This is a genomic window from Solibacillus sp. iso_87 (assembly GCF_056173085.1).
On sequence record NZ_CM149656.1, the window covers coordinates 1422755 to 1438125 of the forward strand.

Below are 15371 nucleotides of genomic sequence, written 5' to 3' on the forward strand. Positions count from 1 at the left end.
ACAAGGATTCCGTGGAAAAAGAAAGAATCATTGTGAAAAGGGGGCATTATATGTCGAAATTATCACGCTTAATCGAACAAGTTGAAATGGCACAAACATTATTATCATTGCAAATGGAACGCGAGCAATTAAGGATGAAAGTGGAGCATTTAACCAATCTACTTACTGTTTATCAAAAAGTTAGCTTAGCAGAAACAAAGAGTCAAGTAAAGAATGCCTGTTCGCATATGAGTAGTACAAACGAAGAGAATTTGATACACTTAAGAACAAATATACTTTAGCCTGAATGGGCAAAGATTAATAAAAAAGTAGCTGTTGTAGCGAACTAAGATAATTTACCCTACAACGTTAATACAGATGAAATTACTCGAGGTGCTCTTTATGCAATTAATAGATGAAACATACCAATTAATAAAAGAATGTGATGCGTGTTTACACCGTTTTCAGGAAATGCGACGTTTAGACAAGGAGCCAGATTTCTTTAATGAGGTCAAGCCACATGTCGATGAAGTCCATACACGTATTCACGAATGGCAGCAGCATGCGACAAGTTGGATAAAAAGCCAGCACCCAAAAAATTTATACGTACAACAAATTGACCACGCAGCCGATGCGATGGAGCAATTTGTTGTACAGTCTTTCTTTAAAGGAACGAGCAAAAAACGGTTTATTCAATCGATCCAATCTGCCCAATACACATTGAAGCTACTCGCAGCAAAGATTGAGGAAGGTGAAGACGATGCTTAGCAAGAAAAGAACCATTTCGCAGCTTGTCGACGAGTGGCAATATGATGAGGAAATGAAGCAAAATATTGTCGCCATGCATACGATTGATGAAAAGCAGGCTCAGTACGCAGATTTTCCGTCTAATTTACACCCATCGATCATGAAAGCATTGCATGGACGCGGTATTGAGCAGCTTTATATCCATCAGCGCCAAGCATTCGACTATGCACAACAGAAAAAGCATTTTACTGCGATTACACCGACTGCTTCGGGAAAATCGTATTGCTACCATCTGCCGGTTTTACAGCAAATTTTAGAAGATCGCTCAAGTCGCGCTATTTATTTGTTTCCTACTAAGGCGCTTGCACAGGACCAGAAATCAGATCTTAATGAATTGATTGAAATGATGGATGAAGATATTTTGAGTTACACATATGATGGAGATACTGCACCAGGCATTCGCCAAAAAATCCGGAAAGCCGGGCATATCGTCATGACAAATCCCGATATGCTGCATTCAGGCATTTTGCCGCACCATACGAAATGGGTATCCCTTTTTGAAAACTTGAAGTATATCGTCATTGATGAGTTACATACGTATAAAGGCGTGTTCGGTTCACATGTCGCGCATGTTATAAGAAGACTTCAGCGTATTTGCGAATTTTATGGAAGCAATCCGATTTTTATTTGTACGAGTGCCACAATCAAAAACCCTAAAGAACTAGCAGAAAGCCTGACAAATAGTAAGCATGAGCTGATCGAGCAATCAGGTGCGCCTGTTGGGAAGAAGACATTTATTTTTTACAACCCGCCGATCGTCCACCCGACATTTGGTGTAAGACGGAGCGCCGTGCTCGAAGTACGGGATATTTCGAAGCGCTTGTTTGAAGCGGGCATTCAAACGATTATTTTTGCGAAATCAAGAGTACGTGTTGAGATGCTCGTGACGTATTTAAAGTCATTAACAGCGAAAAAAATTATGGACGAATCGATTCAAGGCTATCGTGGCGGTTATTTGCCGAGTGAACGGCGAGAAATCGAAAAAGGCTTACGAACAGGATCGATACAGATGGTCGTCAGTACGAATGCACTTGAATTGGGTGTTGATATCGGCCAACTACAGGCATGTATTATGACCGGCTACCCAGGGAATATCGCGAGTGCGTGGCAGCAAGCAGGCAGGGCAGGAAGACGTCAGGATGAGGCACTCATTGTGTATGTTGCACAATCGACGGCATTGGATCAGTATGTTGTCCAAAATCCTAGTTATCTATTAGGAAGTTCACCAGAAGAAGCGCGTATTAATCCGGAAAACCTGTTAATTTTAATGGAACATTTAAAATGCGCAGCGTTTGAACTGCCATTTTCGATGGAAGATACGTATGGGGAATATGAAGTTCAGGAACTATTAGCCTATTTAGAAGAAGAGGGTGTGCTTGTCCGAACAAGCACGAAATGGCATTGGATGAGCGACAGATTCCCGGCGCATGAAATTTCATTGCGCTCAGCTGCACAGGAAAATGTTGTCATTATTGATATTTCAACACCTGCCAATACGAAAGTAATCGGTGAAATGGATACTTACAGTGCGATGACTCTTTTACATGAAGAAGCCATCTATTTGCATCAAGGTATTCAGTTCCAGGTCGAAAAGCTCGATTGGGAAGAGAAAAAAGCATTCGTTCGGGAAGTGGATGTCGACTACTTTACAGATGCGAATTTGGCTGTCGAGCTGAAAGTGTTAAGTGAAGATAAATCGGCACCATTTAAAAACTCGACAGTTAGTTACGGAGATGTAAGTATTTTAGCTATTCCGACAATCTTTAAGAAAATCCGCTTTAATACACATGATAATATTGGATCTGGTCCGATTTCTATTCCTCCAATGGAAATGCATACAAATGCGACATGGATGAGCTTTGAGTTGCCGAATAACTGGACAGAAGAACAACTGACCGATGCGCTGACAGGGGCTGCCTATGCAATGGGAAGCTTTATCCCGTTATTCATCCACTGTGACCGGTCGGATGTGTCGGTTGTCCCCCAAGTAAAAGCGGTTCATAATGAAAAACCGACATTGTTTATTTATGACAGTTATCCGGGTGGTATCGGTTTGAGTGAACGTGTGTACGATGTATTACTGTCGCTGCTTGAAAGAACAGCACAGCATGTAGAGAACTGTCCATGTCAGCAAGGATGCCCTTCATGTATTGGTGCGCAGGATAGTTTAGGTGAAAACAAAAAACAAGTTATGAAAGTGTTAAATATTTTAATTAACGAAATGATGTGAGAACATGTCGTACGAAAATAAGCTATTGCAAATGAAAAAATTGCTAGGCAAAAAAACGGAGCAAAAAAAAGAAAAACCAAAATTCATTAAACCTGAACCGCCTTTATATAGCGAACAATGGCAACAGGCAGGGCTTGAACTGGTAGAAAATGAATTCGGCATACTTTTTAAACGGGAAGTGCATTATCCATTTGATTATCAGCACGGCGACTACAAACTTGGGGTATTGATTCCTTCCTTAAAGCGCTGGAAGTCCCAAGCCGAAGATCATCCGTTTGCCATTAGCGGTGATGAAACGATCGTGTTTTTTGATACAGAAACAACCGGTTTAAAAGGCGCGGGTACCCATATTTTTTTACTCGGTTTTTTGGAAGCGGATGCTGAAGGTTTTACGCTTACACAGTACGTATTGGCGGACCCTTCGAATGAAGCGGCCCTTCTTTTTGAATCAAAGCTATGGCAGCGAAATGTAACGATTGTTTCCTATAACGGAAAAAGTTTCGACTGGCCGCAGCTTCAAGTGCGCTGGACATTGAACCAGCAATTTTTGCCGCCGCTGAAATCACAGCGGCAAATTGATTTGCTGCATAGTACGAAACGACTTTGGAAAGATGATTTATCACGCATGAAGCTTACCCAAGTAGAACAGGATAAGCTTGGCTTTTCCCGAATCGGGGATATACCAGGTCATTTAGCACCGATTATATATTTTGATGCGGTTAAGAGCGGAAATGCGGAAACGCTGATGAAAGTACTGTTGCATAATGAATGGGATTTACTGTCGCTGATCACATTGTATATTCATTCAACGAATTTATTGTTCGATGATATATCAACGGAATCCGCGACAACATATACGAATATCGGAAAATGGTTTGGCGATTTGAAAAAGCGGCAAACAAGTACGGAAATACTGCAGGCAGTGACGGCACATTTCGAAACAAAAGATACTGGTTATGCACATTTTTATTTAGGTTATGAATTAAAGCGAATGGGAGAAACGGATTTAGCAATCCAATCATTCCAAACAGCGCTACCGGCTATTCCTGTCAGAAAACAGCTGCAGGCATACGAACAATTGGCCATGCTATATGAACATAAAGTAAAGGACTTCGAGCAGGCATACATTTATACGGAAATAGGAAATAATTTACTTCCTGAAATACCGTTTCAAAAAGAAACACAGCTTCAAAATCAGCAAAAAAATTGGCAGAAAAGACTTAGTCGTTTAGATAATAGAAGAAATAAAAATTTTTTCGACAAATAATCAAAAATTTTTCGACATCTAGAAGATATGTAGTCGTCCCATTTGTCTGACCTATGCTATAATAAATCAAAGAAGTAGCGTGATGGAAGGACGAGGAATGATGGATATTAAATTAACAGCTGATCATATATTGGAAAAAGAATTTAAAAAGAGCATGAAAGGTTATAACATTGACGAAGTGGATCAATTTTTGGATCTGATTCGTGAAGATTATGACACATTTACTGCAAAGATTGCTTCCTTGGAAGAGGAGAACGAGCGCTTAAAGCAAGAGCTGGCAAACTCAAGCCGCAAATCGGCGGTTGCTCCTGCTCCAACAGCAAATAGTACAAACTTCGATATTTTAAAGCGACTTTCAAACTTGGAGAAGCATGTTTTCGGGAGTAAGCTTTACGAATAGTTAGACTATTCATGGGAATATTGTTTTTTTTCTATTATTGCAGTATACTTTATTCATACATCAATATTCGAGTAATCGCTGCGACTTTAAGGTCGTAGAGGAAAGTCCATGCTCACACGGTGCTGCGATGCCCGTAGTGTTCGTGCTTACTGAAAAAATAAGGTAAGGCAAGAGAATTTCTCTTGACGGCGGAAGGAACTCCTAAGTCTTTTAGATATGGACGAAACTTCCTGAAAGTGCCACAGTGACGGAGCTTATAGTGAAAACTATGAGGTGGAACGAGGTAAACCCCATGAGTGAGAAACCCAAATTATGGTAGGGGCACTCTCCTGAAGGAATTGAACGGATGGAGGGACGGTCAGTTTGGCCGTAGATAGATGATTACTACCTAGTCGTACGAGGCGCAAGCTGCTTGAGTACTTAGGAACAAAACATGGCTTATTGATTATTGATGCTTTTTTGAACATATAAAAGGGCTCTCCATTCTTTTGTGGAGAGCCTTTCTTAGTAGAAAAAATTATTTTAAATATAAAAATAAAGGTTCATGACGGGGAATTAGGGAATTAAATCAATAAAACAACACCTGCTTCTGTCGGAGTGAATATATAAAAACTGTTCTTTATATAAGGGTGATATGTCTTGAGCGAATTGAAGTCTAATAAATCCATCATGCAAGAACTGGCATTATCCCAGTTTCCAAAAGAATTAATCGAAAGAGTTTTTGAGAATATTGCGGAAGGTATTATGATTACCGATCGATATAGAAGAATTTTATCGATTAATGTTGCTTTTGAGTTTGTAACAGGCTTTAAATTAGAAGAGGTACAAGGGAATAAACCGTCTATTTTGCAGTCTGGCGTGCATGACAGAGCTTTTTATATTGATATGTGGAAAAAAATTGGCAAGGCAGGCATGTGGCAAGGTGAAATTTGGAATAGACGCAAGACGGGTGAATTATACCCCGAATGGCTGACAATACTAGCAATTAAAGATGAAGCAGGTAAAATTACAAATTACTGCGGCATTTTTACAGATTTGTCTGAACGTAAAATCGTGGAAGACGAACTTGAAAAAAGGGCTCTTCATGATTCATTAACAGAAGTGTGCAATCGTTTTGCCTATATTGAACGTATGAATGCACTTCTGGAAGTGACAGAGAACAAGGTAATGCCGATACAGCATGCCGTTCTTTTTATGGATTTAGACCGTTTTAAGCAAGTGAATGATCTGCTCGGACATGCCATTGGTGATCAGTTATTGGTTGAAGTATCAAAACGTGTAAAAACTTTAGTGAGAAACAAGGATATTATAGCGCGCTTTGGTGGGGATGAATTTGTGATTACATTAGCAAATATCCAACATCCAAGAGAAGCTGCAAAATTTGCTGAGCAGGTGCTCCAGGTTTTTGAAGTGCCGATTAAAGTTTATGATCAGGATGTCTATATATCAGCAAGTATGGGAATCAGTATTTACCCGGCGGACGGAATGACAACAGAACAACTATTGAATCGTGCCGATCGTGCCATGTCATTTTCGAAAGATAATGGGCGTAATTGCTACTCGTTCTACTTTGACGAGTTGGAAACTGACTCGAATCGAGTGCTGACACTTGATAGTGAGCTCCGTAAAGCGATTGAAAACATGGAATTTACGCTTGCATACCAGCCTAAAATTAGTACCGAAAATAACGAAATTGTCGGAATCGAAGCATTAGTACGTTGGAACAGTGAGAAACTTGGCTTTGTATCACCTGCTGAATTTGTCGAACATGCCGAAGAATCAGGTTTAATTATCCCACTGAGCGAGATGATTTTCGACCTTGCATGTGAAGGCTATCATCAGCTTGTTTCTGCAGGGTATACGAATGTACCGATCGCAGTAAATGTTTCGAGCATTCACTTCCAGCAGCAAAGCTTCCTAGATTCGGTTCAAAAAATTTTAGAGCGGAATAATGCTTCTGCACAAAGTTTTGAAATTGAATTGACAGAGCGGACAGTAATGAACAGTGCGCAGGAAACAGTGAGTAAACTAGTAAAACTGAGGCAATTAGGTTTTAAGCTTTCGATCGACGACTTCGGGACAGGGTATTCTTCATTAAGTTACTTAGTGCGATTCCCGCTCGATGTGCTCAAAATTGACCGCAGCTTCATTCAGCATATTTGCTCGCTTGATGATAAGCAGGCAATTGTCGATGCGATTATTCAAATGGCGCATCGCCTGCAAATGAAAGTAGTAGCTGAAGGTGTGGAAACAAGCCAGCAAGTCGATTTGCTTAAATCGATGGGCTGTGATTATATTCAAGGGTATTACTACAGTAAACCTTTGCCTATGGAAGAATTAATCGACTTCATCCAATTTTGGGAAGTCGAGCATCAAGGAAGGATTTAAACGCATGACAAAATTTAATTTAGTAGCAACAGCTGCGATGGGCCTAGAGGCAATTGTAGCAGAAGAAGTACGTGATCTAGGATACGAAACACGTGTCGATAACGGCAAAGTATATTTTGAAGGCGATGAGATGGCGATTGCCCGTACGAATCTATGGTTGCGTGTTGCGGACCGTGTGAAAATCGTCGTTGCACAATTCCCGGCTAAAACATTTGACCAGCTATTTGAAGGCGTAAAAGCAATTCAATGGGAAAAATACTTACCGGTGGATGCAAATTTCCCTGTATCAGGTAAATCGGTCAAATCGACATTATTCAGTGTACCGGATTGTCAGGCAATCACGAAAAAAGCAATTGTTGAACGAATGAAACTTGCATACAAACGTTTAGGATTTTTAGATGAGTCCGGCGCAATATTTAAAATCGAAATTTCGATTTTAAAAGATATGGCAACATTAACGATCGATACATCGGGTGTAGGCTTGCATAAACGCGGATACCGCACGACACAAGGTGAAGCACCATTAAAAGAAACACTTGCAGCTGCATTAGTGAAAATTTCAAAATGGTCACCAAGCCGCCCGTTCATAGATCCTTTCTGTGGTTCTGGAACGATTGCATTAGAAGCGGCAATGATTGGCCAAAATATCGCACCGGGCTATAACCGTGAATTTATTTCGGAATCATGGCCATGGATGAAGCAGGATATTTGGGATAAAGCGCGTGACGAAGCAGATTCTTTAGCAAATTATGATCAGGAATTAACAATCATCGGTACGGATATCGACCACAAAATGGTTGCTATCGCGCAAGAAAATGCACTTGAAGCAGGCTTTGGCGATCTATTGACATTCAAGCAAATGCAGGCGACGGACTTCACAACGAAGCTGACAGACGGGGTTATTGTTACAAACCCGCCATATGGTGAACGCATTGGTGAAGTAGAAGAAATCGAGAAAATGCTTCGCCAGTTTGGACAAGTAATGCAAAACTACCCGACATGGTCAGTGTACATGCTATCATCAATGGAAGACTTAGAAGTATATTACGGAAAAAAAGCGACGAAAAAGCGTAAATTATTCAACGGATTCATTCGCACAGACTTTTACCAGTATTGGGGTCAAAAATCTAAGCGCGAAAATTAATAATGAAGAGCGTGTCCGAGAAGACAGTCCGGAGAACGCTCTTTTTGTTGCATATTATTAGTCTTTTTTGTGTAAAACATTGTATAATGAAAAGTACGGAATTTTTTATAATAAATTGTAAATTGTTAGTATTTGCGGAAGGAATTGTATATATTCCTTCCGCCTCATATTGAGGGGGAACATCCATTTGAGAAAATCTTTACCTTTTGAACTTTCAAGAGAAAAAACTTTCTTTGATTCGTTAGGTGATTGGCTCGGTGACGTATTATATGATGAGCTACCAGAACGAGGATTTGAATGCCGTGACGAACAAATTTTCATGGCTTACCAAATAGAGCAAGCTTTAAAAGAAAAGAACGTGTTATTTGCGGAAGCTGGTGTAGGAACAGGAAAAACGATCGCCTACTTATTACCGGCTGTATCCTATGCACGTTATACAGGAAAACCGGCACTTATTGCCTGTGCAGATGAAACTTTAATCGACCAGCTCGTAAAAGAGGGCGGCGATATTCATAAACTTCGTGATGTATTAGGTCTGGATATTGATGTCCGCCTTGCAAAATCACGTGACCAATATTTATGTTTAAAACGTTTTGAAGAAGCGGAAAAAACGGAAACAGAAGAGTGGATTGATGATATTGCATTTTCAATTCCGGATGGGGTATATGCACAGGGCAGTATGATTGCCGTGCAGCCTTATGGGGAGCGCTCTGATTATCCGTTAGTGACGGATGAAGACTGGGAGAAAGTAAACTACAATTCAATCATGCAATGTGCGGTTTGTGATTTACGTAATCGTTGCGGCCAAACATTACACCGTGCACATTACCGTAAATCGACGGACCTTATCATTTGTTCGCAAGACTTTTTAATGGAGCATTTGGCGACAAAAGAATCACGTGAACGTGAAGGGCAATTACCGCTATTACCGGAAGTTTCAATGATGGTTCTTGATGAAGGACATTTACTTGAATATGCAGCCCAAAAAGCATTAACATACAAAGTTCAGGCTTATACAATTGTAGAGTTATTGGAACGATTAATGGTAGACGGTGTCCGTGAACGTACATTATACGCAATGGAACATTTACAAGATCACCATGAACTGTTTTTTGACCAGTTGCGTGAAGATGTAATTCAATCAGAAGAAGACCGTAAACGTATTGTAAAATCAGAGCGACTGATTCAATTAGGCGAGCGCGTCATTGCATATGTCGACCAGCTGCTGGAAGAATTCGTTTTCGAATCGGAACTCTACATGATACCTGAATATGAGCTGAATATGGCGGAAGAGTTTTTAGAGCATTATGTTGCGGCAATTCGTATTTTTGTTGCACAAGGCGATGCTGTTGATTGGCTGGAGGATACAGATGGAGAAGAGACGCTCGTAATTATGCCACGCCTGATTACAGATGTTCTTTCCGAAACATTATTCTCGAAAAAAATGCCAATCGTGTTCTCATCGGCTACACTTTCGGTGAATAAGGATTTCAGCTATATCGCATCAAGCTTAGGCATTGAACAATACCAAAGCTTTAGTGTACCATCACCGTTTGATTACGAAGAAGTGATGAAAATTTATTTACATGAACTTTCGCAATCCGAAAAAACTGCAAAAGTAGAGCAGCTTTTGAAAGATGGTAAACAAACGTTAATTTTATTTAAATCAAAACAGGCAATGAATCTCTTTAAATCAAATGTAGGTTTAATGGAACGCTTGAATATCGCATTTGAAGGCGACCGTGAGCTTTCGGCGATTGTCCGTGAGTTCCAAAATGGTGAAGTGAAGACATTATGTTCGTATCACTTATGGGAAGGCTTGGATTTACCGGAAGAAGCGTTAACGCGCGTCATTATTTTCGACTTGCCATTCCCGCCGCATGACCCATTGTTTGATGCAAAACGTTCATTTGCGCAAAATCCGTTCGAAGAAGTTGAGTTACCATTCATGCAGCTTCGTCTTCAACAAGGAATGGGCCGTTTAATTCGTACATCGAACGATCATGGTGACATTCATATTTTATTAAATAATGAAGAAGCAAGCGTGAAATCACACTTCACAGATATTTTAGCAGTAGATCCTCAATAATGTTCAACCTCAACCCCGTTCGCATGTTTCGAGCGGGGTTTTTGTTTTGGATTTGCTTGGGTGGGGGCCGGATTTTCTAATAAGGAGTAGTGATGTTCTAAAATAATGAAAAATTGTGTAATAAAATCCTGATGCTCTAATAAGTGATTCATTTCTTCTAAAATGGAGTTGAGAATATCCGTAAATTTCTTCAAATAAAAAAAACCTTTCATTGAAATGATCAATAAAAGGCAATAATAATTTACTCGTCTTCTTCATTATCAATTGTATATAAAATAATTAAATCCCCGATACCTTCTAATGTAGCTGGTATTTTGAAAGCTTGCTTAAAGCCGTATAGCTTCGTTTGTCCAACCATCACGGTAGGTGGCGTAATATCAAGCTCCAAATCATGTTGGACCACGTATGTACATAAATTACCGGCAATCATATTCCCGAGTTCGCCTGTAAATGACTCAAGCATAGCACCTTCTAAAGGCATTCCGAACATTGCAGAGCCGATTGCACTAAAACTTTCCGGTGTGCCATCGATGATAATGCGTCCTTTAATATCACCAACTAATCCTATAAGCACACCCATCTCACGTTGTTCATACGGTTCATTTATGATGGAAGGAGATTTTACATCTATGATCATAGGTAGTATAGTTTTTAGTGAATGGATTGTCCCGTTTAAAATAGTTTGAATATGCGTCGAATTACTCAATAATAATTTCTCCTTCCTAGACTTTTAATTCATATTAACATGTTACTTCGGTATATGTATAGAAGAAAATTAAAAGAGATTATATTGACAGAAAATTTAGGAGCATATATAATGAAAATGATAATTATTATCAGTAAATAGGGCGGTGTTTAAAATGTTGTATGCTTTTATTGGGGCAACAGTGATCGTTTATGTGGCACTTGGAAACCATGTGTTAAAAAATGTAGCGAATTAGGATTTATAATATTGAAAATTATTCATCGCATTGTCACATTGACAATGCGATTTTTATGTAATAGAGTAGAAATTTCATGAAATATGTTCCAAAATAGGAAGTATAAATATTTGATAAGTGAGGTCATCGCATTGGTCAACGTTGTAAAGAAAAATAATATTTCGATCAAGGGTAAGGGAGAGCAAGTTTTATTATTTGCGCATGGGTTTGGCTGTGATCAAACTTTATGGCAAAGTTTAATTTCTTATTTTGAGGAATCGTACAAAATTATTCTTTTTGATTATGTAGGTGCTGGTAACTCCGATATAACGGCATATGATAGTGTGAAATATAATAGCTTAGATGGTTATGTACAGGACGTCATCGACATTATTGAGGCAAACAATCTTAAAAATATTATTTTTATTGGTCACTCTGTAAGTTCGATGATCGGTATGCTCGCTGCTATAAAAATGCCGCAATACTTTTCAAAGCTTATTATGATAGGCCCTTCCCCTTATTATTTGAATGATGGAGATTATAAAGGGGGATTTGATCGAAGTGAAATTGATGAACTGCTTGTAACAATGGAAATGAATTTTGAAGGTTGGGCAAGCTATATGGCCCCAATTGCAATGGATCAATCAAGTGATTCACCATTAACAAAGAGACTTGAAGAATCCTTTGTATCAACGAATTCAAGTATTGCGAGACAGTTTGCAGAAGTCACTTTCTTTAGTGATTCACGATATCGATTAGGGGAGACGCAAATTCCTACATTAATCCTGCAATGCGCGAATGATAGTATTGTACCGATTGAAGTAGGCTATTACTTAAGCGCTCATATTCCGAACAATGAATTGGTAATATTAGATACTAGGGGTCATTATCCACATTTAAGCGACCCGAAATTAACAGCAGAAATTATATTAAACTACTTAAAATAAGAAGAGGGGCGTATGCATCGATGGATAGACGTCTAGCTCAATTGCCTTGTGGATATATTATTACAAACGAGCAATATACGATTATTGATGTAAATGAAACATTTTTGCAATGGACAAATTACAGGCTTGATGAGTTATATGGACAACATCTTGAAAAGTTGTTTTCATCCAGTAGTAAATTAATTTTCTATTCGTATTTTTATCCCAATATGGCAATGTATCAATTTGTAGATGAACTTTTTATTAACATACAGAATGCTGCTGGACAAACGATGCCATGTTTAGTCAATGCAAAACAAGTAAATAAGGAAGGTGAGAATTTTGTTGATATTGTCATGATGCCAATGAACAAGCGAATTGAATATGAGCGTGAAGTTCGACAAGCGAAACTATTATTGGAAGAAGCATATAACGAAAAAACAATCGCCCATGAGCATTTGCAGCGTATTAATAAAAAAATTGAAGAGAAACAGCAGCAATTAATTCAGATGAACGAAGAACTACAGTATATTTCCATAACAGACAACTTAACCGGAATTGGCAATCGCCGTTTTTTCCAGCAAAAGCTTCTAATCCATATCGAGCAGTTTGATAAACATGGAATTCCATTTTCTTTGCTCGTAATGGATATTGACCATTTCAAACAGGTGAATGATCAATATGGTCATGCAATAGGAGATTTGGTTTTAGCACAATTAGGAGTTTTATTGAAAACAGCTGCTCGTGACCAGGACATTCCCGCACGATGTGGGGGAGAAGAATTTATTTTACTGTTAGGCCAAACAGATGAAGAGAAAGCGTTTGAAATTGCCCAACAGTTGATTAAACAGTTTGAGAAAACAATATGGCCATCAGTTGGCCGGTTAACGGTAAGTATCGGCTGTACAACATTTAAAAAGGGTGATACTGAGAGCTCTGTTTTTGAACATGCAGATGATGCACTCTATGAATCAAAGCGAAATGGACGAAACCAGGCAACACAGTATGAAGCAATGAAAAGGATGTAGCTTTCTTTTTTGAGTGTTAGAATAACAAATACATATAATAAAAGGCTAATTAATTACTTCATTAGCCTTTTAAATGTCGATGAAGTTTTCGTACAATTACATTTTCTTAATAGCTAAAGCCAATGTTCAATACAAGTAATCGTTTGGTTGATCGTGTCCAGACGGATTTTTTTGCCGATCGCCATAGGGAACATCGGGTGAGTATGGGCACAGTCGACATCGGCAAGAATAGGAATGTTTTTTCCATCCAGCTGTTCCAATAACAGATCAAGCGGCTGCTTGCCTGTCCCTTCATCATCAAAGAGCTCATGTTTTCCTAGGATAATACCGCCAACTTTGTCGAAAATCCCATGCAGTTTCAACATCGCAAAATTCTTTTCCGCAGTTGCCGCACCCTTTAATGAATCCTCAATCAGTAAAATATCATACGTATTAATAACAGGAAAATATGGTGTTCCTATGAAGCCATACATTGTATTATTATTGCCGCCAATTAAACGCCCCTCAACTACACCTTCATGAATACCGATCCATTTATTTGAATAGAGTGTTTTTGGCTTTTCATAATTTAGCCAGTTAATCATTTCATCTGACCAAACATGTGGCATTGGAATCGAGTACGGAACGCTTGGTTGACAAAAATAGCGGTCAAAATAATTGTATGTTTCATGTACAAGCGGCTCAAATTCTCCGAACGAAGGGATGAGTGCCGGCCCGTAAAATGTAGGAATATTCGTTTTGGCAAAAAGAGCCAATAAAATTGCAGTAGTATCAGAGTAGCCAATCACAATTTTCGGATCATTTTTAAACGCATCGTAATCTATATAGGGGAGCAAGCTATTAGAATTCGTACCTCCGATTGAGGACATGATCATTTTAATTGATGGATCTCTCAGTAGCTGATTAAATTCTTCAGCACGTTCCTTTGGCGTCCCTGACCGATAGCCATCTTGTTTACCTGTAAGAGTTCCCTCGATAATGTGAAACCCTTTTTTCTCCAAAAATTCTTTACCGCGAATGTACCGCAATTTTGCGGTAGCAGTTGCCGGTACAGAAGGTGAGAAAATGCCGATCTTATCTCCTCGTTGCAATGGATGAAACATATAATCACCTATCTTTGCTAATTTATAGTTTTGGATATATGTTAAAATTATACAATATATTCGAGCAGAAAAAAGGAAATAATAAATGTAGAGTATATGATAGAAAATGAGGAGGTGAGCAGCTAGTTAAGTCAACTAGTGTCCAATGAACAAATTACAAAAAATTTATGAACAGGCAAAGCAAATGACACCAAGTGGTCAGGTCGCCTCGTATATACCAGCGCTTGCTGCCGCAAATAGTGATTTGTTTGCGGTAAGTTTACTAAGCGCAGAACAGGAAATCGAATTAGGTGATTGTACAGAAACTTTTACGCTTCAAAGTGTCGTGAAAGTAATCAGTTTTATAGTTGCTGCAAATCATCACGGTATTGAGGAGATTATGCATTATGTTGATATGGAGCCGACAGGAGACTCATTTAACTCTATTGTTCGATTGGAAAGCCATAATAATAAGCCATTTAATCCGATGATCAATGCGGGAGCGATAACGATTGCTTCGTTACTTCCGGGTGAGACAATGTTCGAAAAAGTAAAATCTGTAACGACTTATTTAGAACAGATGATTGGAAAGAAAGTGCATATTAATAATGAAATCTATTTTTCGGAATACCAGTCAGCTGATTATAACCGGGCAATCGCCTATATATTACAGGCGAATGGTTTCCTGAAATCCGATGTTGAGGAAGCTCTTCAAGTCTATTTACAGCTCTGCTCGATTTCAGTAGATGTGTCGGATTTAGCGAAAATGGCATTTTATTTTGCGACTAATGGAAAAGAAAGTGAAGCTTGCTGCAATAAAGAGGTAATTAATATTGCAAAAGCTTTAATGCTCACATGCGGAATGTACAATGCATCCGGAAAATTTGCAGCGTTTGTAGGGTTGCCGGCAAAGAGCGGTGTATCCGGTGCTATCATTGCCGTTGTACGTAATGGTGAAATAGAACAACTGCAAGGTCCGATTGGAATCGGTATTTATGGACCAGCAATTGATCAAGTCGGCAATAGTGTAGCGGGTATCGATTTTTTGATGCACCTGTCAAAGGAATATGATTTGTTTTGTTTATAATAGGAAAAGGATCATTCCCTCAAA

13 protein-coding genes and 1 other RNA gene are annotated in these 15371 nt (G+C 39.0%); 12 read left to right on the forward strand and 2 right to left on the reverse strand.

The window, feature by feature from the left end; all coding sequences use genetic code 11:
* The first annotated feature begins 50 nt into the window (after positions 1–50).
* The 9 genes from AC0VXV_RS07005 to AC0VXV_RS07045 all read left to right on the forward strand — a co-directional run bounded on the left by AC0VXV_RS07005 (position 51) and on the right by AC0VXV_RS07045 (position 10304).
* Entirely contained in the window at positions 51–281 is a 231-nt protein-coding gene (locus AC0VXV_RS07005) for a molecular chaperone (RefSeq protein ID WP_079525926.1), read from the forward strand.
* A 100-nt stretch (positions 282–381) separates the two neighbouring features.
* Entirely contained in the window at positions 382–747 is a 366-nt protein-coding gene (locus AC0VXV_RS07010; RefSeq protein WP_475530899.1) for a YppE family protein, read from the forward strand.
* The gene (locus AC0VXV_RS07015) at positions 740–3016 is read left to right on the forward strand and encodes a DEAD/DEAH box helicase (protein WP_475530900.1); all 2277 of its coding nucleotides are present in this window, start codon (positions 740–742) and stop codon (positions 3014–3016) included. The genes AC0VXV_RS07010 and AC0VXV_RS07015 overlap by 8 nt, the downstream gene beginning before the upstream one ends.
* A gap of 4 nt (positions 3017–3020) precedes the next feature.
* A complete protein-coding gene (locus tag AC0VXV_RS07020; protein WP_475530901.1) occupies positions 3021–4283 on the forward strand; it encodes a ribonuclease H-like domain-containing protein in 1263 nt (420 codons plus the stop codon).
* 100 nt (positions 4284–4383) lie between these two features.
* Positions 4384–4683 carry a cell division regulator GpsB gene (gpsB, locus tag AC0VXV_RS07025; RefSeq protein WP_079528712.1) on the forward strand — a complete coding sequence of 100 codons (300 nt, stop codon included), beginning with the start codon at positions 4384–4386 and terminating at the stop codon, positions 4681–4683.
* A gap of 63 nt (positions 4684–4746) precedes the next feature.
* Positions 4747–5129, forward strand: an RNA gene (gene rnpB / locus AC0VXV_RS07030) — RNase P RNA component class B.
* Between the two features lie 193 nt (positions 5130–5322).
* On the forward strand, positions 5323–7071 hold the full coding sequence (locus AC0VXV_RS07035) for a putative bifunctional diguanylate cyclase/phosphodiesterase (RefSeq protein WP_475530902.1): 1749 nt from the start codon (positions 5323–5325) through the stop codon (positions 7069–7071).
* A gap of 4 nt (positions 7072–7075) precedes the next feature.
* The gene (locus AC0VXV_RS07040) at positions 7076–8215 is read left to right on the forward strand and encodes a THUMP domain-containing class I SAM-dependent RNA methyltransferase (RefSeq protein WP_475530903.1); all 1140 of its coding nucleotides are present in this window, start codon (positions 7076–7078) and stop codon (positions 8213–8215) included.
* A gap of 187 nt (positions 8216–8402) precedes the next feature.
* The gene (locus tag AC0VXV_RS07045; RefSeq protein WP_475530904.1) at positions 8403–10304 is read left to right on the forward strand and encodes an ATP-dependent DNA helicase; all 1902 of its coding nucleotides are present in this window, start codon (positions 8403–8405) and stop codon (positions 10302–10304) included.
* Between the two features lie 241 nt (positions 10305–10545).
* Here the strand turns inward: AC0VXV_RS07045 and AC0VXV_RS07050 are convergent, their stop codons facing one another.
* The gene (locus AC0VXV_RS07050) at positions 10546–11010 is read right to left on the reverse strand and encodes a chemotaxis protein CheX (RefSeq protein ID WP_475530905.1); all 465 of its coding nucleotides are present in this window, start codon (positions 11008–11010) and stop codon (positions 10546–10548) included.
* Positions 11011–11328: 318 nt separating this feature from the next.
* Here AC0VXV_RS07050 and AC0VXV_RS07055 point away from each other — a divergent pair, with 318 nt between their 5' ends.
* Complete coding sequence (locus AC0VXV_RS07055; protein WP_475530906.1) at positions 11329–12171, forward strand: alpha/beta fold hydrolase; 843 nt, start codon at positions 11329–11331, stop codon at positions 12169–12171.
* 20 nt (positions 12172–12191) lie between these two features.
* Positions 12192–13178 carry a sensor domain-containing diguanylate cyclase gene (locus AC0VXV_RS07060; protein ID WP_475530907.1) on the forward strand — a complete coding sequence of 329 codons (987 nt, stop codon included), beginning with the start codon at positions 12192–12194 and terminating at the stop codon, positions 13176–13178.
* A gap of 113 nt (positions 13179–13291) precedes the next feature.
* On the opposite strand, the gene AC0VXV_RS07065 is transcribed toward AC0VXV_RS07060, so the two are convergent.
* On the reverse strand, positions 13292–14281 hold the full coding sequence (locus AC0VXV_RS07065) for a S66 family peptidase (RefSeq protein ID WP_475530908.1): 990 nt from the start codon (positions 14279–14281) through the stop codon (positions 13292–13294).
* Positions 14282–14426: 145 nt separating this feature from the next.
* On the opposite strand from AC0VXV_RS07065, the gene glsA reads away from it, so the two are divergent.
* Entirely contained in the window at positions 14427–15347 is a 921-nt protein-coding gene (gene glsA / locus AC0VXV_RS07070) for a glutaminase A (protein WP_475530909.1), read from the forward strand.
* Positions 15348–15371 lie beyond the last annotated feature (24 nt).